General features: G+C 76.2%; 21 protein-coding genes. 17 read left to right on the top strand and 4 right to left on the bottom strand.

All coding sequences use genetic code 11. The annotated features are described in order from the left end of the window. Positions 1-87: 87 nt before the first annotated feature. On the bottom strand, positions 88-1,332 hold the full coding sequence (locus JOE68_RS05805; RefSeq protein WP_204841306.1) for a hypothetical protein: 1,245 nt from the start codon (positions 1,330-1,332) through the stop codon (positions 88-90). 407 nt (positions 1,333-1,739) lie between these two features. On the opposite strand from JOE68_RS05805, the gene JOE68_RS05800 reads away from it, so the two are divergent. Continuing rightward, entirely contained in the window at positions 1,740-2,057 is a 318-nt protein-coding gene (locus JOE68_RS05800) for a trypco2 family protein (protein WP_204841305.1), read from the top strand. Then, complete coding sequence (locus JOE68_RS31740; RefSeq protein WP_204841304.1) at positions 2,044-5,847, top strand: trypsin-like peptidase domain-containing protein; 3,804 nt, start codon at positions 2,044-2,046, stop codon at positions 5,845-5,847. The genes JOE68_RS05800 and JOE68_RS31740 overlap by 14 nt, the downstream gene beginning before the upstream one ends. A gap of 347 nt (positions 5,848-6,194) precedes the next feature. On the opposite strand, the gene JOE68_RS05790 is transcribed toward JOE68_RS31740, so the two are convergent. Beyond that, entirely contained in the window at positions 6,195-6,518 is a 324-nt protein-coding gene (locus JOE68_RS05790) for an Lrp/AsnC family transcriptional regulator (RefSeq protein WP_239562147.1), read from the bottom strand. Positions 6,519-7,006: 488 nt separating this feature from the next. Between JOE68_RS05790 and JOE68_RS05785 the strand changes: the two genes are divergently transcribed. The 11 genes from JOE68_RS05785 to thyX are packed head-to-tail and all read left to right on the top strand — an operon-like array spanning position 7,007 to position 18,483. Then, on the top strand, positions 7,007-8,587 hold the full coding sequence (locus JOE68_RS05785) for an AMP-binding protein (protein ID WP_204841303.1): 1,581 nt from the start codon (positions 7,007-7,009) through the stop codon (positions 8,585-8,587). Beyond that, the gene (locus JOE68_RS05780; RefSeq protein ID WP_204841302.1) at positions 8,584-10,200 is read left to right on the top strand and encodes an AMP-binding protein; all 1,617 of its coding nucleotides are present in this window, start codon (positions 8,584-8,586) and stop codon (positions 10,198-10,200) included. Before JOE68_RS05785 ends, JOE68_RS05780 begins: the two co-directional genes overlap by 4 nt. Positions 10,201-10,210: 10 nt before the next feature. Then, entirely contained in the window at positions 10,211-10,498 is a 288-nt protein-coding gene (locus JOE68_RS05775) for an acyl carrier protein (RefSeq protein WP_204841301.1), read from the top strand. Next, positions 10,495-11,493, top strand: a complete 999-nt coding sequence (locus JOE68_RS05770) for a transglutaminase-like domain-containing protein (RefSeq protein ID WP_204841300.1) — start codon at positions 10,495-10,497, stop codon at positions 11,491-11,493. The genes JOE68_RS05775 and JOE68_RS05770 overlap by 4 nt, the downstream gene beginning before the upstream one ends. Then, complete coding sequence (locus JOE68_RS05765) at positions 11,490-11,726, top strand: acyl carrier protein (protein ID WP_204841299.1); 237 nt, start codon at positions 11,490-11,492, stop codon at positions 11,724-11,726. Before JOE68_RS05770 ends, JOE68_RS05765 begins: the two co-directional genes overlap by 4 nt. Before the next feature lie 3 nt (positions 11,727-11,729). Next, positions 11,730-13,235, top strand: a complete 1,506-nt coding sequence (locus JOE68_RS05760; RefSeq protein WP_204841298.1) for a class I adenylate-forming enzyme family protein — start codon at positions 11,730-11,732, stop codon at positions 13,233-13,235. Next, complete coding sequence (locus JOE68_RS05755) at positions 13,195-14,628, top strand: MFS transporter (RefSeq protein WP_204841297.1); 1,434 nt, start codon at positions 13,195-13,197, stop codon at positions 14,626-14,628. The genes JOE68_RS05760 and JOE68_RS05755 overlap by 41 nt, the downstream gene beginning before the upstream one ends. Further along, entirely contained in the window at positions 14,625-15,035 is a 411-nt protein-coding gene (locus JOE68_RS30920; protein ID WP_204841296.1) for a PaaI family thioesterase, read from the top strand. Before JOE68_RS05755 ends, JOE68_RS30920 begins: the two co-directional genes overlap by 4 nt. Before the next feature lies 1 nt (position 15,036). Continuing rightward, positions 15,037-16,440 (top strand): FAD-dependent monooxygenase, encoded by a 1,404-nt coding sequence (locus tag JOE68_RS05745; RefSeq protein ID WP_204841295.1) that lies wholly within the window; start codon positions 15,037-15,039, stop codon positions 16,438-16,440. Then, complete coding sequence (locus JOE68_RS32165) at positions 16,437-17,660, top strand: cytochrome P450 (RefSeq protein ID WP_204841294.1); 1,224 nt, start codon at positions 16,437-16,439, stop codon at positions 17,658-17,660. Before JOE68_RS05745 ends, JOE68_RS32165 begins: the two co-directional genes overlap by 4 nt. Before the next feature lie 22 nt (positions 17,661-17,682). Next, positions 17,683-18,483, top strand: a complete 801-nt coding sequence (thyX, locus tag JOE68_RS05735; protein WP_204841293.1) for an FAD-dependent thymidylate synthase — start codon at positions 17,683-17,685, stop codon at positions 18,481-18,483. A 332-nt stretch (positions 18,484-18,815) separates the two neighbouring features. On the opposite strand, the gene JOE68_RS05730 is transcribed toward thyX, so the two are convergent. Together JOE68_RS05730 and JOE68_RS05725 are read right to left on the bottom strand one after the other, a co-directional pair. After that, a complete protein-coding gene (locus tag JOE68_RS05730) occupies positions 18,816-19,010 on the bottom strand; it encodes a hypothetical protein (protein ID WP_204841292.1) in 195 nt (64 codons plus the stop codon). A 260-nt stretch (positions 19,011-19,270) separates the two neighbouring features. Further along, complete coding sequence (locus tag JOE68_RS05725) at positions 19,271-20,716, bottom strand: serine hydrolase domain-containing protein (protein ID WP_204841291.1); 1,446 nt, start codon at positions 20,714-20,716, stop codon at positions 19,271-19,273. A gap of 85 nt (positions 20,717-20,801) precedes the next feature. Here JOE68_RS05725 and JOE68_RS05720 point away from each other — a divergent pair, with 85 nt between their 5' ends. The 4 genes from JOE68_RS05720 to JOE68_RS05705 all read left to right on the top strand — a co-directional run bounded on the left by JOE68_RS05720 (position 20,802) and on the right by JOE68_RS05705 (position 25,930). Beyond that, positions 20,802-21,935: a sensor histidine kinase gene (locus JOE68_RS05720; protein WP_204841290.1), complete on the top strand. Its 1,134-nt coding sequence runs from the start codon at positions 20,802-20,804 to the stop codon at positions 21,933-21,935. Further along, positions 21,925-22,578, top strand: a complete 654-nt coding sequence (locus JOE68_RS05715; RefSeq protein WP_204841289.1) for a response regulator — start codon at positions 21,925-21,927, stop codon at positions 22,576-22,578. The genes JOE68_RS05720 and JOE68_RS05715 overlap by 11 nt, the downstream gene beginning before the upstream one ends. Before the next feature lie 164 nt (positions 22,579-22,742). Continuing rightward, entirely contained in the window at positions 22,743-23,630 is an 888-nt protein-coding gene (locus JOE68_RS05710) for a phosphatase PAP2 family protein (RefSeq protein WP_307819547.1), read from the top strand. 644 nt (positions 23,631-24,274) lie between these two features. Then, positions 24,275-25,930 (top strand): RecQ family ATP-dependent DNA helicase, encoded by a 1,656-nt coding sequence (locus JOE68_RS05705; RefSeq protein WP_307819546.1) that lies wholly within the window; start codon positions 24,275-24,277, stop codon positions 25,928-25,930. Positions 25,931-25,952: the final 22 nt, after the last annotated feature.

The following is a 25,952-nucleotide window of genomic DNA, read 5'->3' as shown; positions in this document are numbered from 1 at the left end:
GCGCGGCGGCCCGGCGTCGGGGCGGGCCGTGCCGGCGGGGCGCCGGCAGGCAGGAGGGTCGAAGGGGGCGGGGGCTCCGGTAACGGGTCACTTCTGCTCTTCTCGGGTGTGGTTCTCATCGGCGCCCGCCCCGGGCGCGGGTTCCAGCACCTGCCGGTCGGTCGGGGGCGGGAGGTCGTCGAAGACCAGCGCGTCCAGCGCGGCGTCGCACACGAACACCTTGACGGGGTGGCCGGGCGGCTTGCGCAGCACGCCCTCGGCCTCCAGGCGGCGGAGGATTGCGGCGGCGCCCCGGGGCGGGAGACCGTGCTGCGCGGCCAGGGTCGGCACGTCGGTCACCGGCGAGGTGGGCAGCGCGGCGAGGACCCGGCGCGCCGGGCGCGAGGCCCACGCCCGGTCGACCAGCTCGGCGCGCACGTCGGCCAACCGGTCGATCAGCGCCACGTTGCGCAGGGCCTGCTCCCGCACGGCGAGGGCGAAGAACTCCACCCACTCCCACGGCGGGCCGCCCGCGACCACGGCCCGGATGCGGCTGCGGTACTCGTCGGCGTGGTCGTCCAGCCAGGGCGACAGCGACAGCACCGGTCGGTCGACCACGCCGCGGCGCACCACCTCCCCGCGCGTGAACTGCCGCGCGAGGTGGCCGTTGGCCCACGGGTAGGGCTGCAGCAGCTCCAGCAGCAGGTGCGCCGTGGCGATCTTCGCCAGCCGCGGCCCCTCGTAGGGCTGCGCGACCCACCGGTCCCACGCGCGCACCGCGCGCGCCAGCGGCTCGCCGGGCGGCGCGGTCCGCACGTAGGGGGTGCGCCGGTCGCCGGCGGTGAGGAACCCCTCGGCCTGCCGCAGGCCCCGCGCCGCCGGGCTCGCCGGGCGGCCGGTGAGCACCGCGCTGACCGCGCCGAGCAGTTCGACGCCGTTGTGCGCGCCGCGCGCGACCTCCCGGTCGAGCAGGGCGGAGCCGTGGACGAACCGGCCGACGGGGTGGCGGAGCGCGGGCGACCCGCCGTCCGCGGCCGGGTCGCCCGCGTCACCCGCGTCGTCGAGGGTGGGCAGCCGCAGCGCCACCACCCACACCTCCGTGGGCATGGCGGTGAGGTCGGTCAGCCGCGCGGACCGCAGCGCCTCGCGCAGCCGCAGGCTCGCCACGAACGCCTCGGGGTCGGGAACCCGTCGCAGCGCCTGGTTCAGCTCGCCGGCCGCGTTCTCCGCCAGGCACAACGCGCCCTGCACCCGCGGTGGGAGGTGCGGTTCCCCGGGCGGCAGCACGGGCACGTACGACGGGACGTCCCCCGGCGGCCCGTGCTCCCCGGCCACGCCTGAGGAAGCGGACACCTTCGGCATGGCAAGGACTCTGGCTCAGCGACGCCTTTCCGGGCAAATTCCGACGACCCGGCTCACAAGATCAACTCATTGGCGCGGTCCCGGCCTCGCGAACGCGGTGCGAGCAGCGCAGACGTGCGTCCGCGCAACGCCAGGAGCCCGTCCGCACTTGTGCGGTCCCCACAGCGGCCACCCGGCCGCGGGGCGCGGACCAGGGCTATTTCCCTTGTGCGACCGGCAGAACAGGGCTGTAGCACCTTCGGGTGAATCTGGCGGTGACGCCCTGCGACCGGCGTCGCGCCGGTCGCCCCGTTCCCCGCCCGAGCGGGCGGGCAGGGCACAATGATCAGAGGACCGTAACGCGCTGTGCGGTGCTGTCGACTTCCTCGACATCGTGACTGCGGCGAAGGGGTGCTCTCGTGACCGATGGTGACTGGGTGGAGCTGGCTTCGGCGATCGGGCAGTTGCGGCAGCAGTTGGCCGAGGCCCGCGACCTCGCCGCGGGCGAGGAGATCCTGTTCACCGTGGGCAAGGCGGAGATCGAGCTGGCGCTGGAGGTGCGGGCGACCGCGGAGGGCAAGGCGGGCTTCAAGTTCGGCATCGTCTCGGCCGAGGGCAAGGGGTCGCGGTCGTCCGCCACGACGCACAAGCTGCGGCTGGAGCTGCTGCCCAGCGCGGGTGAGAAGCCCATCGAGGTCGAGGGCACGACCACGCGCCTGCCGAATGTCGCAGGCTGACCGGCACGTCGCGGTCTACGCCCGCCCGGCCGCGGGCGGGGCCTGGTCCACCGGTTCGGGGTACCACCTCGGCGGGTCGCTCGTCCTCACCTCCCGCCACGTCGTGCGGGCGAAGGACGGCTCGCCCCGGGAGAACGTGCTGATCCACCTCCGGGGCGCGGCGGCGCTGCTCGGCTGCGAGGTGGTCTGGTGCGGGGCCGACGAGGTCGACGCGGCGCTGCTGCGGGTCGTCGCGCCGGGGGCGGAGCTGCCGGTCCGGCGGCAGCCGGTGCGGTGGGGCCGCTTCGCGACCTCCGCGCCCGGTCAGCCCTGCCACGCGGTCGGCTTCCCGGCCTACGAGGGGCGGGGCCCCGCGCACGAGCTGGTCGCGTCCCAGGTCACCGGGCGGATCAACCCGCTGACCGGGGTGGACGCGGAGCGGCTGTCGGTCGACGTCGACAGCGCGCCGGTCGAGCTGACCGGCGACCGGTCGCTGTGGGAGGGCATGTCCGGCGCCGCGGTGGTCTGCGGCGGCGCCGTGGTCGGCGTGGTGCGGCACGACGCGGCGCACTTCGCGAGCAGGCGGCTGGCCGCCGTGCCCGTCGAGCGGTGCGCCGCCGACCCGGAGTTCCGCCGGCTGGTCGCCGAGGTCTGCGACGGGGAACCGGTGCTGCGGCCGGTGGACCTCGACACGCTGTTCACCGAGGTGCAGCCGCTGTCCTCGCCGGCCACGCTGCTGGTCGCGCGGTCGCACACGGTGGGCTTCCGCGGCCGGGACGCCGAACTGGCGCGGCTGCGCGAGTGGTGCGCCCGCGACGAGGGGTTCTCCGCGCACATCGTCACCGGGCCCGGCGGGCAGGGCAAGACCCGCCTCGCCGCCCGGCTGGCCGACGAGCTGGCCGCGGCCGGGTGGGTCGCGGGCTTCGTCACCGGCGACCTGGACCGGGAGGCGGCGGCGGGCTTGGCCGCCCTGCGCCGGCCCGCGCTGCTGGTGGTCGACTACGCCGAGACCAGCGCGGGCACCATCCGCGCGCTCACCGAGGCCACCCGGCGGACCGAGACCGCCGTGCGCCTGCTGCTGCTGGCCAGGTCGGCCGGCGAGTGGCGCGACGACAGCGCCGTCGAGCACTACCTGGAGTACCTCGTGCACGCGCCGGTGCTGCAGCTGGAAGCCCTGGAGCGCACGACCCACGGCCGGCTGGACGCGTGGCGCGAAGCCGTGTCCTCGCTCGCGCGGGCGCTGTCCCGGTTCCGCGGCTACGAGGGCGCGGGCGCCCACGCCGACGCCGTCGCCGCCGCGCCGCCGCGCTCGCTCACCGAGGAGCAGGGCGACGGCGGGCCGATCCTCGGCATCCACATCGACGCCCTGGCGGCGCTGCTGGCCGCCACCGAGCCGGACAAGACCGGCAGCTCGCCGGTGGACACCCTGCTCCGCCACGAGGAGCGGTACTGGAAGTGGCTGGCCGGCGCCCGGCAGTTCACGGCCGAGAAGCACACCCTGGCGTCCGCCGTGGCCATGGCGACCCTGTTCGGCGCGGCGACCGAGCACGACGCGCTGGCGCTGGTCGCGGCGCTGCCCGGCCTGCCCGAGGACCGCCGCCACACCGCCGTCCGCTGGCTGGCGGACGCCCTGCCGGGCTCCGGCGGCCACTGGGGGGCGCTCCAGCCCGACCGGCTCGGCGAGCACCACGTCGCGCGCGTGCTGCACGTGCGGCCCGAGCTGGCCACGGCGCTGGTGCGGGTCGCGTCCCCCGCCCAGGTGGAGCACGCGCTCACCGTGCTGACCCGCGCCGCCGTCGACGCGCGGCACCTGGACCCCGTGATCGGGGCGGTGGTCGCCGCCGCGCCGCGCGTCACCGGGCCCGCCGCCCTGTCGGTCGCCGTGCGGTCGGAGAACCCGGCGCCGCTGCTGGCGAGCCTGGAGCAGGTCGTGGCCTCCGCCGACACCGGGCTGCTGGCCGCGCTCGCCGCCGCCATCCCGGTGCGCACGCAGGTCCTCAACGACATCGCGATCAAGGTGCTCGAACGCCTCGCCGCCGCCTACGAGGCCGCCCCGGACGCGGACGCCCTGGCGCGCCCGCGCGCGCTGGCGCAGCTGGCCAGGCGGCTGCGCAACCGCGGGAGGTTCGAGGACGCGGTCCGGGTCAACGAGCAGGCCATCGAGCTGTTCGACCGGCTGGTCGACCCGGCGGACAGCACCCACCTGGTCGACCTGGGCAACGCGCTGGACGGGCTCGCCGACCAGCTCAGCCGGCTGCACCGGCTGCCCGAGTCGCTGGCGGTCAGCAAGCGGTCGGTCGCCATCGCCCGCCGCGCCGCGACCGCCGACCCCGCCGCGCAGGCGCACCTGGCCGGCGCGCTGAACGGCTTCGCCACCCGGCTGGGGCTCGCCGGGCGGCACCGCGAGGCCGCGAGGGTCGCCCAGCAGGCCGTCGACATCAACCGCGAGCTGGTGCGGGCGCCCGGCGGCGAGGCCCAGCGGCCCGGCCTGGCCACGTCGCTGAACATCCTGGGCGTCCAGCGGGGCCTGGACGGCCGCCGGGGCGAGGCGCTGGCTGCGATCGAGGAGGCGCTGGGCATCCGCCGCGAGCTGGCCAAGGCCGAACCGGACGCCTACGGCGTGCAGCTGGCCTCGTCGCTGAACAACCTGTCCAACCAGTACCGGCGGCGGGAGGACACCGAGAAGGGGCTGCGGGCGAGCGAGGAGGCGGTGGCGATCCTGCGGCGGCTGGCCGAGGCCAACCCCGAGGCGCACGACCAGGACCTGGCGATGGCGCTGGGCAACCTCACCCGGCGGCTGTCCGAGCTGGGGCGCACCGGGCCCGCCGCGGCGGCCGGCCGCGAGCTCGTGCGGGTCTTCCGCGCCCTGGTGCGGGCGCGCCCGGAGCAGCACCGCGCCGGCCTCGCGACCGCGCTCATGACGGCGGCCCAGTGCCTGGTGGCGCACGGCGCGGTCGACGAGGCGGGGGACTTCGCCGCCGACGCGGCGGCCCTGCACCGGGAGCTGGGCGAGCCGCACGCCCTGGCGCTGGCCCGCTCCCTCCAGCTGCGGGCGGAGTGGCTGGACTCGCTGCGCCGCGGGGAGGAGGCGCTGGCCTCGATGGAGGAGTGCGTCACCGTCCACCGCGGACTGGCCGCCCACGACGGCGGCGAGAAGCTCTCCGGCGCGCTGCTGCACCTGGCGGGCTTCCTGGTCCGCGCCGGCCTGGGCGAGCGGGCGGGCGCCGCGGCCCAGGAGGCGGTCGACCTGCGGCGCGCGCTCGCCGCGGACGGCCTGCCCCAGCGCCGGTCGGACCTGGCCGCGGCGCTGGTGCAGCACGCCGACCTGCTCGACGGCCTCGGCCGGACCGAGGAGTCGCTGCCGGCGCTGTCCGAGGCGGTCGACATCCGGCGCTCGCTGAACGCCGGCGCGCGCCTGGCGGGGTTGCTGCGGCACTACGCGGACCAGCTGATGCGGATGGGTCGCTACTGGGACGCCCGCAACACCCTGCTGGAGGCGATCAGGGGCCACCGGCGGTTGAGGGCGCTGCGGCACCGGCGCACGCTCGCCGTGCTGCACCGCAACCTCGCGCGGGCCTACGTCGGGATGCACCGGCCCGACGAGGCGGCCGAGGCGGTGGCCGACGCCGTGGCGACGCTGCGCCCGCTGGCGGGCAGGAGCGAGCACGACGCCCAGGAGTTGGCGCTGGCGCTGGAGGAACTGGCCCGCCTGCACGACCTGCTCGGTCGGCCGGCGGAAGCCGCCAGGGCGCGGGCGGAGCTGGAGGAGGTCCGCGGGCGGTCGGGGGCCGGCCGCCCGGAGGTCCCCTGAGGACTGCCCGGAGGCGCGCCGGCAGGCCCGCGGTCCGGCCGGGAGCGGTGAGCGGCCGGTCGGGTCCACGCCCTCGGGGCCGAGCCCGCGCCGGGCGGTGGCACGGGCGCCCCGTTGTCGGGGCCGCGGGACCCGGCGGGTTCGGGATGGCGAATTAGCCCGTCCCCCGTCTCGGTTCGCGGCGCGGGCCGGTGAATGTCGAGCGCCGTCCCCGCCCGCTTCCGGACTCGCTTCCGGGTCCGCTTTCGGGCTGCGGTGGGACCGGCTGTGAATCACATCACGACAACACGACTTCGCGGCCGGGTGCGGAGCCGCGAAGTCGTCCGGTGGCGCACGCGCGAAACCGGTCAGCGGATTGCCGGCTCCGGGACGCCGGTGGTCGATTCGGGGACGTCGTCGATCGACTCGCGGTCCGCCCCGCGAGTGGCGTGGACGCGAAACGCGAGTTGGGTTTGCGTATTCACCACTCCCGGTATCCGCAGGATCTTCGTCGTCACCACGTCCGCCACGGAATCGAGGTGCGGCACGCGCAGTATCGCGATCAGGTCCTTGCGCCCGGTCACCGAGTAGACCTCGGCGACCCCGGCCACGTTCGCCAGGGCGTTCGCGGCCGTGGTGACGGCGTCGGTCCCGCAGTCGATCTGGACTATCGCGGTTATCACGTCGGACATCCCCCCGAGGTGGTTCTTGCGCAGGTCGGACCCGGTCTGCCCGGGTGTGCGGAAGGTGGGCCGGGGTGCGCGGCAGGATGCCGGTCACGCGGGCCCGCCGGCTACCGGGACTCCCCGGAGCACCCGCCGGGCGGGGCGGGGCGCGGCGTACCGGCACCGCTCCCCACGAGCCCGCGATCAGCGCCGACCGCCTATTCCACAGCGTGTGTCATATCGCGGAAGCGCAGGTTCACCGCGTGCGCCGCGGCGGTTCCGCATTGGAACGTAGCCGGGGTGGCCCGGCCCGGCAACCACCACTCCGCGGCCCCGCCGAGCGGGTCCGCATTCGGGACCGCTTGACACCTCCGTGCGGTGTGTGCCAGTTTTCGACGGCCACTCCGCGTGGGGCAGATCCGGTGTCGGCCGGGCCCGGTGGGAGAGCCCGCCGGAGGTGGCCGGTCGAATCGGACCGACTGGGTGGAATTGATCGACAGGCATTAGGGGGAGCTATGTCGACATCGGTTGACGCGCGCCTGGAATCGGGGCGTTCGCCCGATTTATCCCGCTTGGTCGCCACGGCGACCCGGGAGCACCCGGCCACGCCGCTGTTCGCCGACGACGGGTGGCCGGAGCAGCCCGGACCGGTGCGCGACGTCGCGTCGTTCCACGCCGCGGTCGAGCACCTGGCGGGCCGGCTGTGGGCGGCGGGCGTGCGGCCCCGGCAGGTGGTCGCCGTCGTGCTGCCGAACCACCCCCGCGTGCAGCTCGCGGCGTTCGCCCTGCACCGCCTCGGCGCGGTGCCCGCGCTGCTGGCCGCCTCGATGCCCGCCGAGCACCTGGTCGAGTCGGTGGCGGCGCTGCACCCGGCGTGGACGCTCGTGGACTCCGGGGAGGACGCCCCGGGCAACGCCGCGGACAACGCCGCCGACAACGCCCCGCAGGGCTCCGCCCCGGAGCCGGCCCCCGGCGTGCTCGACCTGCTCGGCGCGCACACCCGCCTGCTGCGCCGCGCGGACCTCCCGGCGCCCGCGGCGTTCCCGGTCGGCGCGCTGAACCCGCACGAGGTCGCGCTGATCACGCACACCTCCGGCACCACGGCGGCGCCCAAGCTGGTCGCCCACTCCTCCGCCTCGATCCACGAGCACGCCGCGCCGCAGGTGCGGCTGATGCTGGAGTTCGGCGCGGACCGCCTGGCCGTCAAGGCCATCTCCTGCGCGCACGCGCGCGCCACCTCCGCGCTGATCACCGCCCTGGTGGTCGGCCAACCGCTGGCCTTCGCGACCGACGACCGGCCCGAGGCGGTGGCGGCGCTGCTGGCCCTGCTGCGCCCGCACAGCCTGGAGGCGCACCCCAACACCTACCTCCGGTGGGAGCCGATCGCGGACCTGCCCGACCGCCCGCTGGCCTCGGTCGCCCGGTTCAGCAGCACGTTCGACGCCATCCACCCGCGCACCGTGCGCCGCCTGCTGTCCGGCACGGACGTCCCGGACGCGTTCTTCCTCCAGGCTTACGGCCAGACCGAGACGGGCCCGGTCGCCGCGCGGGCCATGACGCGGGAGGACCCGCTGGGCCACGACACGCGCGTGGTGGGCGTCCCGGCCGAGGGCCGCGAGGCGCGGGTCGTGGACGAGGCGGGCGAGCCCGTTCCGGTCGGCGTCGCCGGGCACATCGAGGTGCGCGCGGTGTCCCGGATGGTCGGCTACGTGGGGCGGGAGTCGCCCGGCGTCGAGTGGTGGCCGATGGGCGACTGGGGCCGCCTGCGCGCGGACGGCGCGATCGAGCTGCTCGACCGCGTGGTCGACCGGGTCCCCGGCGTGGCCAGCGCCCTGGCGCTGGAGGACGCGCTGCTGGACCGGTTCCCCGAACTCCAGGAGGCGCTGGTGCTGCCCGGCGCGCGGCGCGGCGTTCGGGTCGTGGTGGTGGCCCGGCCCGGCGCGTCGGCCGACCGGGCGCTGGTGGGCAAGGCGGTCGAGGAGCTGGGCGCGACGCCGGAGGAGGTCGTCGCGCTCGCGCCGGAGGACCTGCCGGTGACCGGCTCGAAGAAGGTGCGCCGGCACGTCCTGCGCGGCGCGGTGGGTGGCGCCCGATGAGCGAGCACCTCGTCCTGGCCGCCCTCGCCGGCGCCGCGCGGTGGGTGGACCCCGCGCTGCACGACCACGTCGCCGGTCGCACCCGCCCGCTGTCGGACCTGCTCGCCGCCGGCGTCGGCAAGGCCGGCTCCGTCCCGGCCGGCCGCGACGGCCAGGCGCGCGTCGGGATCCTGATGCCCAACAGCGCTTCCTGGTACGAGGCGCTGTTCGCCGCCATGGCCGCGGGCGCGATGGCGATCCCGCTGCCGCTGCCCGCGGGCTTCGTCGGCCCGCAGGCTTACGTCGAGCACGTCCTGCTCATCGCGGAGACGGCCCGGCTGGACGCCGTCCTGGTGCACGGCGCGGCGATGACGCCCACGCTCAAGCGCATCCGGCAGCGGGCCCCCGGCGTCGAGTTCGTGGACATCGCCGAGTGCCCGGTCGCCGACGTCGCGCCGGCCCCGGCCGACGCCGACCGGCCGTGCGTCGTGCAGTTCACCTCCGGCAGCACGGGCCGGCCCAAGGGCGTCGTGCTGACCCAGGCGAACGTGGTGGCGGCGCTGGAGATCCTGCGCGACCAGCTGTTCCTGACGCCCACCGACCGGCTGGGCAGCTGGCTGCCGCTGTTCCACGACATGGGCCTGTTCATGACGCTGACCGCGTTCGCCTCGGGCGCGGGCGTCGAGCTGTGGACGCCGAGCGAGGCCGTGCGCCGCCCGCTGCGGTGGCTGGAGCAGTTCGCCGCCGCGGGCTGCACCACGCTGGCGGCGCCCAACTTCTTCTACGAGGCCCTCGCGACGGCCGTGGCGGAGGCGGACGAGCCGCCCGCCGCGGACCTGCGCGGCTGGCGGTTCGCGCTCAACGGCGCGGAGACCGTGCGCGCCGAGAGCGTCCGCCGGTTCACCGAGGCCCTCGCGCCGCTGGGCTTCCACCCGGCCGCGCTGTGGCCGGTCTACGGGCTGGCCGAGGCGACCCTGCCCGGCACGCTGCAGGAACCCGGCCGCCCGTACGCGGTCCGCCACGTCGACCGCGACCGGCTCGCGTTCGGCGCCCCGGTCGCCTTCCGCGCCGGGGGGCCGGGCGCGCGGGCGGTGGTGGCCTGCGGCAGGCCGTTGCGCCGCACGGCGTTGCGCATCGCCGACGGCGACCGCGAGCTGCCGCCGGGCAGCCTCGGCGAGATCCAGCTGCACGGCCCCACGATCACGCCCGGCTACCTCGACCTGCCGCCGTCGGCCGGGCCGCGCACCCCGACCGGCTGGCTGCGGACCGGCGACCTGGGTTTCGTGCAGGACGGCGAGCTGTTCATCACCGGCCGGCTCAAGAACATGGCGTCGGTCAACGGCCACAACGTCCACGCCGAAGACGTCGAGGACGTGGTGCGCTCGGTGCTGGGCGGCCACGTCCGGTGCGGCGCGGTGGCCGGGGTGGACGACGACGGCGCCGAGTCGGTCCGCGTGGTGTTCGAGACCTCCGCGGAGGGCGCGGACCGCGCGGCGGAGGAGAAGCGCGTGCGCGAGGGGATCGCGCACGCGCTGGGCGCGATCCCGGTGGACGTGGTGGGCGTGCTGCCCCGGTCCATCCCGCACACCAGTTCCGGGAAGGTCCAGCGGCAGCAGCTGTCGCTGCGCGCTTGACGGTTCGACGATGGGGGAGTTCGCGATGGCGGTGCCCGACGAGCCGGTCCGCGGTGACCGGGACGTGGTGGTGAAGGTGGTGCGGTCGGCGTTCGCCAGGGCGCTGGAGGCGCCGGAGGCGGAGCTCGACCCGGCGGGGCCGCTGGCCGACCTGCCGGGCATGGAGTCGGTCCGCTTCCTGCGCGCGGTCGCCGTGCTGGAGGAGCAGCTCGGCGTCGTGATCCCGGACGAGGCGCTCTACGGGATCGGCACGCTGGACGAGCTGGCGGACTGGGTGCTGGGGGAGGGGCGGCGGTGAGCGACGTCGCCCGGCTGGCCGACGCGGTGCACCGGCTCCGGCCGGTCCCCGCGGACTTCGCCGACTACTCCACCACGCCCGAGGTCGCCGCCCGGTTCCTCCAGGTGGCCCGCGAGGACGTGGTGGGCCTGGCCGACGAGGGCGTGCGGCACCGGACCGGGCCGGGCGGCGTGCCGCTGTTCGAGTTCGCCGACCTGTACAACCTGGCCGCGCTCAGCGGTCGCGGGCGCAGCCTGTTCGAGCTGGCGCTGCGGTTCCTGATGCGGTTCGCCGCCGAGCCGCCGGAGACCTGGTTCGCCCCGCGCGACTGGTCGGTCAAGGTCAAGCCGCCGGAGGGGGTCGACCTGCTGGTCCGCCTGCCCGACGCGGACTGCGACGCGGTGCGGGAGCTGGACGTCGCGCCGCTGGACCCGGCCGACGGGGTCGCGGCGGGCGCCGACCGCGTGGCGCTGCCGCCGGCCGGCCTGGGCTACCGGGTCCGGTTGCGCGGCAGGCACGACACCGTGCGCGCGCCGGAGGTCGTCGCCGCCCACACCGAGGTGCTCGACGCGCTGCTGGCCGGCGCGGTGTCCTACCAGACGGTGCCGGAGAACCTGCGCGGCGCGGCCGGGCGGGCGTGGGAGCTCGGCGTCGCCGACTGCGTGGTCGTCGCCAAGGTCCTCGCCGAACGCCTGCGCGCCGGCGGTTTCCGGGCGCGCGCCCGGCGCGGGTACCTGCTCGGCCTGATGGGCAGCGACCACGCGTGGGCCGAGGTGTGGGAGGACGGCCGCTGGAAGCAGGTCGACCCGGTGGCGGCCGGCCTGGCCACGGGCCGCCTGCGGGACCTGGGCTTCACCCCGCACCCCGACTTCTTCGACGCCTGCCTGGGCAGCAGCTTCAACCGCTTCCTGCCCTGCCGCACCACCGAAGCCGAACCCCTGCTCACGCTCGCCGATGGCACCGCGCCGCACTGGGTGACGGCCGCCATCAGCGCCGGTCCGATCGAGGAGGCATGACCGTGCCCGAAGCCCCGAACGCGCGTGAACTGGTCCAGGGCTGCCTGGACTCGCCGCACCTGCTCGACGAGGTCGCCGACGACCAGGACCTGCTGGCCGCCGGCGTGAACTCCGGTGAGCTGATCCTGGTGACCGTGGAGTGCGAGCGCAGGCTGGGCCGCCCGCTCTCCGACGCCGAGCTGGCCTCGCTCGCCACCATCACCGACGTGGCGCGCCTGCTGAAGGCCGGGTAGGCCATGTGGCTGACGCGGGTGCTGCGGGGGCGGCTGGCCCTGTCCCCGGACGCGGTGGCGCTGGTCGACGAGGGCGGCGAGCTGACCTGGCGGGAGTTCGCCGCGCGGGTCGCGGCGCGGCGGGCGTTCCTGGAGGGCGCGACCGACCGGCTCGACCGGGTCGCCTACCTCGCCCACGGGCGCAAGGAGCACTTCGAGCTGCTGTTCGCCTGCGCGGGCGCGGGGCGGACCTTCGTGCCGATGAACCCCTCGCTCACCGCGCCGGAGCTGGCGCACCAGCTGGCGCTGGTCGAGCCGGCGGTGCTGGTGGCCGAACCGGACCTGGTCGGGTTCGCGACCGGCGCGGTGGGCGACGCGCCGGTGGCCGTGGTGCCGCTGGACGACGCCAGGTCCGACACCGGGGCCGGCGACGGCGCGGCGTCGGACCCGCTGACCGACGACGAGGCCGCGGTGGTGTTCTTCACCTCGGCGACCACCGGCCGGTCCAAGGGCGTCGAGGTCGCCGAGCGGTCGCTGATGGCCAACGCGCTGGCCTGGGCGCTGGACGTGCTGCCCGCGCACGGCCCGGCGCGCTTCCTCAGCGCCTGCCCGCTGTTCCACGGCAGCTCGGTCATCGCGCTGGACTACCTGGTCGCCGGCCGCCCGGTGCACGTGCTGCCGAGGTTCGCGCCCCGGCCGTTCTCGGCGGCCGTGCGGAAGTGGGGCATCACGCAGACGTTCCTGGTGCCCACCATGGTGGAGCTGCTGCTGCGGACGCCGCACCTGGACACCACGCAGTTCGAGTCGCTGGAGCTGATCGGCCACGGCGCCGCGCCCATGCCGCCCGAGCTGGCGCGGCGGTGCCGCGAGGCGCTGGGCGTGGAGCTGCACAGCGTCTACGGCATCACCGAGGGCGGCGGCCCGGCGATCGGCGGCCCGCTGCCCCGCGCCGCCGAGGCGCCCGCCGCCGGCGCGACCCCCATCGGCGTCCCGATGTCCGGCGTGCGGGCCAGGGTCGTGGCCGAGGACGGCCGGCCCGCCGCGGTCGGCGAGCCCGGCGAGCTGCGGCTGCGCTGGCCCGGCCTGATGACCGGCTACTGGCGCGACCCGGGCGCCACCGCCGCCGCGGTCGACGACGACGGCTGGCTGCGCACCCAGGACGTCGTGCTGGTCGACGGCAGCGGCCTGCACTGGATCCTGGACCGCCGCACCGACCTCATCCTGCGCGGCGGCCAGAACGTGTACCCGGCGGAGGTCGAGTCGGTGCTGCGGGGGCTGCCCGGCGTCGCGGAGGCCGCCGTGGTGGGCGCGGCGTCGCAGCTGTGGGGACAGACGCCCGTCGCGTTCGTGACCCTCGAACCCGGGGCCGACGTGACCCCCGCCCAGATCACCCAGTGGTGCGCGAGTCGGTTGGCCAGCTACAAGCTGCCCTCCGAGATCGTGGTAGTGGAACAGATCCCGGTGAGCCCGTCCGGAAAGGTACTGCGTCGTGAGCTCCGTGCAAGGGTTGAGCACCAACGGCACCGCTGAGGGGGGAGGCGGCGCGCGCGTCTGGCCGGTCCTGCTGGGCGCGGCGATGGTGCTCGCCGACACGTCCATCCTCAACGTGGTGGCGCCGCTGATCGAGCGGAGCTTCTCGGCGAGCGTGGCCGAGCTGCAACTGGCCGTGGCGGGCTACCAGGTCGCCTACGCCTCGGTGCTGGTGATCGGCGGCCGGCTGGGCGACCGCTGGGGCAGGCCCCCGGTGCTGCGCTGGGGCCTGGTGCTGTTCGCGCTCGCGTCGCTGGCCGCGGGCGCGGCGGGCGGGATGGGCGTGCTGATCGCGGCGCGCCTGGTCCAGGGCGTCGCGGCCGGCCTGCTGTTCCCGCAGGTGCTCGCGATCGTGCGGGCGCTGGAGGACCCGCAGGCCCGCAACCGGGCGCTGGGCTCGCTGGGCATGGTGATGGCGCTGGCGACCGTGGTCGCGCCGGTGGTCGCGGGCGTCCTGGTGGCGGTCGCGCCGGACGCGGTGGGCTGGCGGCTGATCTTCCTGGTCAACCTGCCGGTGTGCCTGCTGGTGTGGTGGCTCGCGGTGCGCGGCCGGGCGGCGGGCGGCGGGGACGCCGGCGGCGGGCTCGACGCGGTGGGCGGGGCGCTGACCGCCGCGACGATCGCCGCGATCGCCGTCCCGCTCACCCTGGGCCGCTCCTTCGGGTGGCCGGTGTGGGCGTGGGTCGTGGCGGTGGCGGCGGTGCCGCTGGCCGTCGGGTACGGCGTCTACGAGCAGCGCCGGTACGCGGCCGGGCGGCAGTGCATCGTCCCGATCGGCGCGTTCCGCGACCCGACGCTGCTGCGCGGCGTGTTCGGCTACCTGCTGTTCTTCGCCGCCAGCACGTGCTTCTTCCTGTACTTCTCCCTCCTGCTGCAAACCGGCGCCGACGCCTCGCCGCTGGTCGCGGGCCTGGCGCTGGCGCCCTACGGCGTGGGCGCGGCGGTGACCTCGCGGCTGTCCGCGCGGCTGACCGGCCGGTGGGAGCCGCGGCTGGTGGTCGCGGCGGGCGCGGCGGTCTGCGTGGTGGGCACGGCGCTGACCGGCGTGCTGGTGTGGGCGCTGCCCGCGGGCGCCCTGGCCTACGGGGTCGCGCCCGCGCTGCTGGTGACCGGCGCCGGCCTGGGCCTGGTGGTCGCGCCGGTGCTGGGCGTGGTGCTGTCGCTGGCGCCCCCGTCGGACGCGGGCGCGGTCGGCGGCGCGCTGACCACCGGCCAGCAGATCGGTGGCGCGCTGGGCATCGTCGTGTTCGGCCTGTTCTTCCCGCTCGACCTCGGCGGCGTGCCGCACGAGGTGGTGTCCACCGCGTTCCTGCGCGGCCTGGGCTACGAGGCGGTGCTGTTCGCGGCCGTGGCGCTGCTGTTCCTCACCGCCAAGCGGCGGGGCGCGACGTGAGCGGGCCACCGGGCGCGGCCGCCGTGCCGGACCTGTGGAGCGGCGCGCTCGGGCGGCGCCTGGCGCTGCCGGAGGTGACGGCGGCGGCGGACGGCTCGTTCGTCGCGCGCGCCGAGCCCGACGCGGACCTGCTGGGGCAGCGGGAGACGGTGTTCGGCGGGTGGCTGGCGTGCGTCGTCGACCACGTCGCGGGCGTCGCCACCGCCGCGCACCTGGGGTCGGCCGCGGGTTTCCTCACGGCGGACCTGAGGGTCCGGTTCGTGCGGCCGGTCGACGGCAAGCCGGTGACGTTCACCGCCGTGCCGCGCGGCGTCGGGGCGCGGCTGGTGGACGTGGCCGTGCGGGTCGAGCAGTTCGGGGTCCTCTGCTGCCAGGCGGAGCTGACCCAGGTGATCTCCCGGGGGTGACATGCGCTTCACCGTCATCGGAGGCGGGCCGGCCGGTCTCGGCGCCGCGATCTCCGTCAAACGCGCCCTCGGCCCGCGGGCCGAGGTGACCGTGCACGACCGCCGGGACCCCGGCCAGGACGGCTTCGGGCTGATCCTGAGCCCGCGCACCGTCGCCCGCTACGCCGCGCTGGGCTTCGCCTGGGCGCAGGAGGTCGCCGGCTCGACGGCCTCGTGGGGCGGGCTGGCGGTGCTGTCCGCGCGCGAGCCGGTCACCGTCGCGGGCCACCCGGCCCGCGCGGTCGCCCGCAGCCTGCTGGTGGGCGCGATGCGCCGCGAGGCCCGGTCGCTGGGCTGCGCGCTGGTCGACGGCGCGGAGGCCGACGAGGCCGACTTCCCCGACGCGGACGGGGTCGTGGACGCGCGCGGCGCGCGGCACCGGGCGTTCACGCTCGCCGAGGTCGAGGCGGGCACCGAGGAGGTGCACCACGTCTGGTACGCGACCGACCGCCGGTTCCCGTGCCTGACGTTCGTGCTCGTGGAGACCGGCGCGGGCGTGCTGACCGCGCACACCTACCCGTACGGGCCGGACCGGTCGGCGTTCATCGTGGAGGGCCCGGCGAGCGCGTGGCGGGCGGTGCTGGGCGGGCGGCGCGGCCCGGACGACGGGGCCCGGCTGCGCGCGGCGGTGCGGTCGGCGTTCGCGGAGGTGCTGGCCGGGCACGAGCTGCTCGGCGCGGCCACGCGGCTGCGCTCGTTCCGCACCCGGACCGCGCCGCGGTGGCGCACCGGCCGCAGGGTGCTGATCGGCGACGCCGCGCACAGCGCGCACTTCTCCGTCGGCTCCGGCACCACCATGGCGCTGGACGACGCGCTCAGCCTCGCCGAGCACCTGCGCGACGCGCCGGACGTGGCGACCGGGATGGACGGCTACGCCGCCGTGCGCCGCCCGGAGACCGGCCGCGTGCAGGCGCTGGGCCGGCGCAGCGCGGCGTGGTGGGCGTCGCTGCCGGCGCGCTGGTCGGAGCTGTCGGAGGCGGAGCTGGCGTGGTCGCTGGTGACCCGGACGGGGCAGGGCACGACGTCGCGGCTTCGGGTGGACAACCCGTCGCTGCACGACGAGCTGGTGGCGCGCGCCCGCAAGCGGCCGGTCGCGGGGGCCGGCGGCGCGCGGGCGGTGCGCTACCCCGAGGACCCGGGCGCGGCGGCCGCGCTGGCGGCGCCGGGGCCGGTGGAGGTGCTGGTGGACCGGCTGGACGCCGCCACCCGCGTCGGCCTGGTCGACCTGCTGGAGCGCACCGCCGAGCACGACGTGCTGCGCGGGCGGCGGTCCGTGGCGCTGCGGGTGCGCCCCGGCGACCGCGACTGGGCCGAGGCGCAGCTGCTGGCGGGCCGGGTCAGCGCGGTCGGGACCGGTGCGCCGTGACGGCGGCGACCGACCGGCCGCGCAGCGCGGTCCGCGTGCTGGGCGAGCTGTTCCGGACCGAGCCCCGGCCCGACCCGCACCCGCTCTACCAGGAGCTGCACGCGCGCGGCAGCAGCTTCCGGTCGCCGCTGGGCACGGTGTACGTCTCCGGGTACGCGGCCTGCCGGGACGCGCTGCGCCAGCCGGGGCTGCACGTGGAGGACCGGCCGCTGCGGCGGCGGGCGCGGTCGGTCGGCGACGGGGAGCTGTCGCCGTTCTACGACTCGATCCTGTTCCTCAACGGCGACGCCCACCGGCGGGTGCGCTCGGTGGTGCAGTCGCTGTTCACCCCGCGGGCGCTGGCGCGCCTGGAGGACCGGCTGCGCTCGTTCGCCCGCGACCTGCTGCGCGAGCTGGCCGCGCGGCCGTCCGGGGCGTTCGACGCCTACGAGGACTTCGCCTGGCCGGTCCAGCTCAACTCGCTGGCCGCGCTGCTGGGCGTGCCGCGCCCGGCGGTCGCGCACGTGCGGGGGCTGATGCCGGACCTGGTGGTCCTGGGCACGCCGCGGATGTGGTCGGACGACGCCTGGCGGCGGCGGGCCGCGGCGGCGAGCGACCGGCTGGTGGCGTTCCTGGAGTCCCTGGCGCGCGAGGCGGACCGGTGCGCGCCCGACGGCCTGGTCCGGGTGCTGGTGGGCGAGCAGCGCGCCGGGCGGCTCGCGCGGCACGACCTGGTGGCCACGCTGTCGGCCGTGGTGGTCGCCGGGGTGGAGACGACCGTGGGGCTGCTGGCGAACGCGACCGCGGCGATCCTGCGGCAGCCCGCGGTGGCCGCGGCGGTGGCGGCCGGACCGCTCGACGACCGGGCGGTGGACGAGCTGGTCCGGATCGGCACGCCCATCCACCTGGTCGACCGGTGGGTCCGGGGCGGGGCGGAGGTGGCCGGCGCGGCGCTGCCCGACGGGGCGCACGTCGTGCTGCTGCTCGGCGCGGCCAACCGCGACCCGGCGGTGTTCCCCGAGCCGGACGCGATCGACCTGGGGCGGACCGGGCCGGCGCTGGGCTTCGGCGGCGGCGTGCACTACTGCCTGGGCGCGCCGCTGGCCCGGCTGCACGTCCGGATCGCCGTCCCGGAGCTGTTCGCGGCCTTCCCCGGCCTGCGCGCCGACGGCCCGCCGGTGCTCGGCCCGCACCTCAACCCCCACGGGTACTGGTCGGTGCCGGTGCGGTTCCGGCCGTGATCGCCGGCAGTAGGGTGGCCGCGTGAAGCGAGTTGAACCGGAAGTGTTCCTGATCGCCCGTCCGGCCGTGGACTACGACGAAATGTCGCGCTACCTCAAGGCGGTGTCGGGGCAGGCGTGGCTGTCCCGCTCGGAGGACGGCGACCGGGAGCCGGTCGGGTCGCGGGCCACCGCGGACCTGCTGGAGTTCGCCGGGCGGCTGTGCTACCGGTCGTGGGAGCCGGGGTTGAACCCGAACGTGCGGCGGGTGCGCGCGAACCAGGACGACTACCTGCGCAACCTGCTCAAGCAGGCGCACGGGTCGGTGCTGGAGCACGCGAACTTCACGTTCGTGCTGCACAACGTGTCGCGGGTGCTGACCCATGAGCTGGTCCGCCACCGCGCGGGGACCGCGGTGTCGCAGGAGTCGATGCGGTTCGTGCGGCTGACCGAGCTGCCCTTCCCGTTCCCCGAGTGGGCGGAGGGCGACGAGGAGCTGATGGCCCGCTCGGCGGAGTTCCTGGAGGAGTCCGAGCGGTTCCAGCAGTGGCTGTCCGAGCACTTCGACCTGGACTCCGACGACCGCGACTTCGGCTACCGCAAGCACCGCACGTCGTTCATGCGCCGCTTCGCGCCCGACGGCGTGGCGACCGGCCTGGTGTGGACGGCGAACGTGCGCGCCATCCGGCACGTCCTGGAGGCCCGCACCGCGCCGGGCGCGGAGGAGGAGATCCGGCTGGTGTTCGACAAGGTGGGCCGCGTCATGCGCGCGGAGGCGCCCGCCCTGTTCGGCGACTTCGAGGTCCGCGACGGCGCCTGGGTGCCGGGCTGGTCGAAGGTCTGACCGCCGTTGCGGTCCCGGGGCGGCGCGGCGCGAGCCGTACCGCGCCCGGGACCGGGCCGGCCCGGGGCGGCGGCAGCCGGACTGCCGGGACGCCGGACGCGCTCGGGATCGAGGGTGGTCCGGGCCGGCCGTTCGTCCTCAGTGGACGGTCGTGCCGCGCGCGTTCCGCCGCAGCGGTCCTCGCGGGTGCTGCGGCCCGGGGCGGTGGGGCGGTGGTGCTGCGGTGCGGTGGGGGTGGTGCGGAGCCGGGCCGGGTGGGCCGGTGGGGACGGGGCTGCTCGGGCCGCCGGCGCCGCGGCGCTCCGGACGGGTCCCCGCCCGGAGCGCCGCCGTCACACGACGATCATCCGCAGGGCGTCCAGCTGCCAGCCCATCGGCCCGCCCGGCGGCTGCACGAGCGGGGCCGGGGCGTGCGACCGCCCCTCCGCGTGCTCCGGGACGCCCGCCGGGCCGGCCGCGCCGGCGGCTCCGACGGCGGTCGTGCCGCCGTCGGCGGAGGACGGCGTGCTGTTCGTGGTGAAGCGCATGGGGATTCTCTCCGACCCGCGATGTCCGGCCGGCCTCACCGGGCCGGCCCGCCGAACAGCATCGCGCGTACCGCCGGCGTCGCGGAACAGCCCGGTCGCCCCTCCACCCGAAGGTGCGACACCCGCGCCGCCCGCCCGGCCGTGCCCGAACGTGGGCGCGCCGGCCGGCGCCGTCTCCCACGGGCGGGTCGTGCACGTCCACTTTCGTGGGGTGGTGGCGGGGTTCGAGACCTCGCCCCTTCGCCCTTCGTCGTGACGGCTCACACGGACGTGTGGACTTCTCGGAACAGCGCCAGCACCCTGCCCACCAGCACGGCGGTGCAGCCCAGCGCCGCCACCACCAGCAGAACCATGAACGTCGGGTAGAGGTACGACACCTGGACCCACGACACGTCGCGGCCCCGGTAGAGGAAGCCCACCACCCGGTGGACCACCGCGGCGAGCGCGGCCGGCAGCAGCAGCGGCAGCAGGCGCGCCACCGCCCGCCAGCCCGACGACCGGCGCGCCGCCCACCGCCGCGAGCGCACCACCCCGCGCACCGACACCGGCACGACGGCCAGGGCGAGGACCAGCAGCACGATGTCCGCGACGAGGTAGGAATCGCCCGCGGCCGGCGACCGCCCGCCCTCGACCAGGGCGACGAGGCGATCGCCGATCGCCTGGGCGTCGCCGTACTGCATCCCGGTGTTCGCCATGACGGCGATGCCGTGGCCCGACGCCGGCAGCAGCGCCTGGTACGCCGTGGACGTGAACAGGTCGCCGCCGTGGTGGACCAGCGGCGCGCCGGACGGCGTGGTCCCCACGAACCAGCCGAGGCCGTAGGAACCGGACGCGGCCGAAGGGGTGTGCGTCGCGGCGATGCCCTGCGGCGAGGCGATCGACGTGCCGCCGGGGCCACGCCCCCCGTCGTTCTGCGCGATCAGCCACGCCGCCAGGTCACGGGCCGAGGTGAGCACGCCGCCGGACCCGTTGCCGAAGGCCGGGGGCTCGGGCAGGGCGACGGGCCGGTCGAGCACCTTGAGGTGCCCCCGGGCGCCGGGCGGCAGGTCACGCGCGGTGTCGGCGGTGCGGCTGTCGACCATGCCGAGCGGCCCGAACACGGTGCGGCGCAGGTAGTCGTCGAACGACAGCCCGCTGACGACCTCGACCAGGCGCGCGGCCACCTGGAAGTTCGGGTTGTGGTACTCCCAGCGCGTGCCGGGCGCGGCGGCGAGCCCCGCGCCGCGCATCGACGCCACGGCCTCGCGCAGCGTGCGCACCTGCGGACCGCTGAACGAGCGGAAGGTCGTGTCGGACATGCCGGAGGTCTGGTCGAGCAGCTGCCGCACGGTGATCGCGTCGGCCCGCGGGTCGGCCATCGCGAACTCCGGCAGGTGCGCCCGCACCGGGTCGTCCAGCCGGATGCGCCCGCTCTCCGCGAGTTGCACCGCGGCCAGCGCCGTGAACGACTTGCTCACCGAGGCCGCCGCCATGGTGGTGCGGTCGGAAACCGCCTCGCCGTCGGGCGTGCGGCCGTAGCCGGCGGTGTGCACCACGGTGGTGCCCCGCGTGACGGCCACCGCCACACCGGGCACTGCCGCTTCTTCCCGGTACTGCTCCACGAGGGCGTCGACGGCCGCACCGTCGACGGTGGCCGGTGGCGCTCCGGTGGTCGGGCCGAGGAAAGCGGCGGTGACGAGCGCGGTGGAGAGGATCGAGGTGAGCACGACCGGATTCTCGGCCGGTTGCCGGGGGATCGGCATCGGACCGTGGTCCGAGTTGCGCCCGCCGCGTCCGGGTTACCGTGCCGGGGTGGGGAAACTCGGTCCGTGGGTCGCGCCGGCGAGCGATGCGGTGGTGGCGATCGTCGTGGTGGTGCTGGCGTTTTTTCGCGCGCCGCAGGTGGATGCGCTCACGTGGGTGGTGGCGTCGCTGGGCGGCGCACTGCTGCTGCGACGGCGGCGACCGGTGGCCGTGCTGGCGGTCGTGGTGTCGGTCGGCGCGGTGGTCGTCGTCGTCGGAGCCGGCAACGACGCCGTGCTGCTGGCCATCGCGTCGGCGCTCTACCCCGTCGTGCTGTCCTCGGCGCGGTCCGGTGTGGTGGGCGCGGTCGCGGCGGTGGCGGTCGTGGCGGCGGCCGGTGCGGCGGTGGCGGCGTTCCCCGGCCTGGCCCTGGTCCCCGTGGAGGAAGGCGCGGAGTCGTTCCGCACCGCGCCGGTCACCACGCTGCTCTACAGCGCCGTGCTGATCACCGGCTCCTGGGCGCTGGCCGCCGCCGTCCGCACCCGCAGGCGGCACGCGGCCGAACTCGCCGAGCTGCGCACGAGCCAGGCGGTGGCCCGGGAGCGGCTGCACATCGCCCGCGACATCCACGACGTCGTGGGGCACAACCTGAGCCTGATCGCCATGAAGGCCGCGGTGGCCAACCACCTCGAGGCCGGCGGCGGCGGTCCCGACGAGCGGGAGGCGGCGCTGCGGAGCATCGAGCAGGTCAGCCGCGCGGCGCTGGAGGACGTCCGGACCGTGCTGGGCGGGCTGCGCGACCCGTCCGCGCCGCCGGGCGCGGGCAGCCTGGACCGGCTGGTGGCGGACGCGCGCTCGGCCGGCGTCGCGGTGACCGCCGACCAGGCCGACCTGGCCCGCGCGCCGGCCGCCGTGCGGGTCTCGGCCTACCGCATCGTCCAGGAGGCGCTGACCAACGTGCGGCGGCACAGCCGCCCGCCGCGCTGCCACCTGACCACGACCCTCGAACCCGACCGGCTGCTCGTCTCCGTCGTCGACGAGGGCGCCGCGACCGCGCCCGCCCGGCCGGGGCACGGGCTGCTCGGCATGGGGGAGCGGGTCGCGCTGCACGGCGGCTCCCTGCGCGCCGGGCCGGCGCCCGGCGGCGGGTTCGCCGTCCACGCCGCGCTGCCGTTCGGCGAGGGCGCGCGCCGTGCCGGGTGAGCCGATCCGCGTCCTGCTCGCCGACGACGAACCGCTCTACCTCGACACCGTCCGGGTGCTGCTGGCCGCGGACCCCGGCATCGAGGTCGTCGCGGCGGTGGGCGCCGGCCGGGCGGCGGTCGCGGCGGCCCGGGAGCACCGGCCGGACGTCGCGGTGCTCGACGTCCGGATGCCCGACCTGGACGGCGTCGCCGCGACCGGGCTCATCACCGCGCCGCCCGGCGCGCCGAAGGTGCTCATCCTGACCACGTTCGACCTCGACGGCGTGGTCCACGAGGCGCTGCGCGCGGGTGCGAGCGGCTTCCTGCTCAAGGACGTCCCGCCGGCCCGGCTGCTCGACGCCGTCCGGACGGTCGCGGCGGGCGAGGCGCTGCTCGCGCCGACCGTCACCCGCCGGCTCATCGCGGAGTTCCTGCGCACCCCGCCCCGCCGCGCCCGGCCGCTGCCCGGCGTGACCCCGCGCGAGCGGGAGGTCCTCGCGCTGATCACCCGCGGCCTGTCCAACACCGAGATCGAGCAGGCCCTGCACCTGAGCCGTCACACGGTCAAGACCCACATCGGCCACCTGATGGCCAAGCTGGCCGCCCGCGACCGCGCCCAACTGGTGATCGCCGGATATGAAGCGGGCCTTGCCGAGGGGTGAACAAACCCGGAAAACTGACAAAAGTAAGATCAACGGGATGTCGAAGGTCAACCGGACCGGTGCCGATCGGGCGCGGTGCAGGCCCCCTCCCCGCCCCTAGCTTTCAGCCGACGAGCCGGAGGTCGGCCCGCGCGGTCGCGGGCCAGGAGGAGGGGAGTGCCGACGTGGCGGTGGAACGGATCCGGGCGGGGTCGGGCAGTGGCCTGTACGACGGCATCACGGGGTTCGCGGGCGCCGCGCCCGGTTGGCTGCGCGGCCTGTTCACGCTCTACACCGAGGTCGGCTTGCTGATCTTCGGGGCGCTGTTCCTGGTGGTGTGGTGGCGGGCGCGGCGCGGCGGTGACCCCGGGGCGGTGGCGCCGACCCTGCTGGCCCCGGTGGCCACGGTCGTCGCGTACGTCGTGAGCGAGCTGCTGAAGACGGTCTTCGACGCGGAGCGGCCGTGCCGCGGCCTGCCCGCCGGCGCGACGGTCGTCACGTGCCCCGAGGTGGGGGACTGGTCGTTCCCGAGCAACCACTCGACCATCGCCGCCGCGGCGGCCGTCGGGCTGATCCTCGTGTCGCGCGGCCTCGCGCCGTGGGTGGTCGGCCTGGCCGTGGCGATGGCGTTCTCCCGGGTGTTCGTGGGCGCGCACTACCCGCACGACGTGCTCGCCGGCCTGACCCTCGGCGCCGTCGTGGCGTGGCTGCTCGTCCGGGTGCTGACCGCGCCGGTCGGCGCCCTGGTCACCCGGTTCACCGGCCACCCGGTGCTCGGCCGCCTGCTGGCCGCGACCCCGCCCGCGCCGAGCGACGCGCCCACCCGGGTCATCGAACGCGCACCCGCCGACGAGCGCACGGTCCGACTGCCGGCACAGGACACCCCGCGCCGGCCCGGACGGGCGCCCCAGCCACAACGCCCCCACCCCGCCCCACGCCCGCCCGCACAACGCCCCCACCCCGATCGGCATCCGCGCCCCACCCAGCACCAACCCCACCCCCCACAGCACTTCCCCCCTCACCCCCGACACCCGCAGGACGACACCACACGCCAACACGACCCCGGCCGTTAACCGCCCACCACTTTTACGCTTTCGGCTTTTGGGTTTTCGGCACGCCCCGTGCAGACCGGTGCCTTCGTGTTCTCCCCGTATGGCCTGCCCGGAGGGCTACCATGCTTTCTTGGGGGGTGCAAGCACGCTTTTCGCTTGCACCCCCCAAGAAAGCATGGTTGTCTTTGACAGGTCATACGGGGGGAACACGACCGCTCTTGTTTTTCATTCTCCTTGGCGGCCTGCCTGTCCGGCGAGGACTCTTTTAAGCTCTTCAGCTTCGGGCGGTGCGGCCCCAAATCTGACCTGGATCCGTGCGTAACCCAAGTAAGAAGAGCGGCCGAGAGGCCCCCAAGGAGAAGGGAAGTGCGTCGTGTTCTCCCCGTACGGCCTGCCGAAGGCAATCATGTTTTCCGGGGGGCGTCAAGCGAAGAGCGTGCTTGACGCCCCCCGGAAAACATGATTGGGCTGCGCCCAGGCCGTACGGGGAGAACACGAGGCACACGGCTGCGCTGAACAGCGCCGCCGTGCTGAACAGCGCCGCCACGCTGAAAAGCGCCGCGCGGGGCGCGGCCTGGTCGAAAGCGAAGTGTGATCGAGGCCGCGAACGCGACCCGATCCGGCGCCCGGCGTTTCCGGCGGCCGGGTGGTGGTATGCCCCCGCGGTGACGAATCCCCCCGGGCACGGCGACCGGTTGCGGCGGCTGGCTGCCGAGAAGTTCGGCTGGTCGCGGTTGCGCGACGAGCAGGCGGCGGCGATGGAGCAGGTGATGGCCGGGCACGACGTGCTGGTGGTGCTGCCCACCGGCGCGGGCAAGTCCGCGATCTACCAGGTGCCCGCGCTGCTGCTGGACGGCCCGACGGTGGTCGTCTCGCCGCTGATCGCGCTGCAGAACGACCAGATGGAGGGCCTGGACGACAGCCGGGCGCCGGAGGCCGTCGCGCTGAACTCCGCGCAGCGCGGCGCCGAGCGCCGGGACGCCTGGGACGCCCTGCGCCGGGGCTCCGCCGAGTACGTGTTCCTCTCGCCCGAGCAGCTGGCCAAGGACGAGCTGGTCGACGCGCTGGCCGGGCTCGACGTGTCGCTGTTCGTCGTGGACGAGGCGCACTGCGTCTCGTCCTGGGGCCACGACTTCCGGCCGGACTACCTGCGGCTGGGCCACGTGGTCGACCGGCTCGGCCACCCGCGGGTCGTCGCGCTCACGGCCACCGCCGCGCCGCCGGTGCGCCGCGACATCGCCGCGCGGCTGGGCCTGCGCGACCACCGCGAGGTGGTCGCCGGGTTCGACCGGCCCAACCTGCACCTGGCGGTCGAGCGGTTCACCGAGGACGCGGGGAAGCGCGCGGCCGTCGTCGAGCGGGTCCGCGCGCTGACCGCCGACCCCGCGACCCGCCGCGGGCTGGTCTACGCGGCCAGCCGCAAGGACACCGGGCAGTACGCGGACGCGCTGGCCGCCGCCGGGGTGCGCGTGGCCGCCTACCACGCCGGGATGAAGGCGGCCGACCGGGAGGAGGTGCACCGGGCCTTCCTCGCCGACGAGGTCGACGTCGTGGTGGCCACCTCGGCGTTCGGCATGGGCATCGACAAGCCCGACGTGCGGTTCGTCGTGCACGCCTCGGTCCCGGACTCCCTGGACTCCTACTACCAGCAGATCGGGCGCGCCGGCCGCGACGGCGAGCCGGCCTCGATCGTCCTGTGCTACCGCCCGGAGGACCTGAGCCTGCAGAAGTTCCTCACCGCGAGCAGGGCGCCCGAGGACACCCTCGCCGAGGTCGCGCGGGCCCTGCGCCGGCTCGGCGAGCCGGTCCGGCCGGGCCGGCTCGCCGCCGAGGTCGACGCCTCGCCCGCCCGCCGCACCAGGGCCGTCAACCTGCTGGAGCAGGTCGGGGCCGTCACCGCGACCGGGGGCAGGCTGGCCGCCGCGCCCGGCGTCGACCCGGACGAGGCGGTCGCGCAGGCCGTGGCCGCCGCCGAGGCCCACCAGCGGCTGATCCGCTCGCGCATCCGGATGGTGCGCGCCTACGCCGAGACGACCGGCTGCCGCCGGCAGCACCTGCTGGGCTACTTCGGCGAGCGGCTGCTCGACCCGTGCGGCAACTGCGACACCTGCGAGGCCGGGACCGCCACGCGCCGCCCGGCCGACGACGGCGGGTTCCCGGTGGACAGCACCGTCCGCCACCCGGAGTGGGGCGCCGGCGCGGTGATGTCCGTCGAGCAGGACCGGGTGACCGTCCTGTTCGACGAGGTGGGCTACAAGACCCTGGCCCTGGCCGACGTGCGGGACAACGACCTGCTCGTCCGCGAGGGCGGCGACCGCTGAACCGGCTCCCCGTTCGGGTGGG

It is taken from the genome of Saccharothrix algeriensis (assembly GCF_016907655.1).
GTDB classification, from domain to species: Bacteria; Actinomycetota; Actinomycetes; order Mycobacteriales; family Pseudonocardiaceae; genus Actinosynnema; species Actinosynnema algeriense.
The sequence above is the reverse complement of the archived record's forward strand: the minus strand, read 5'-3'. Positions and strand labels throughout refer to the sequence as shown.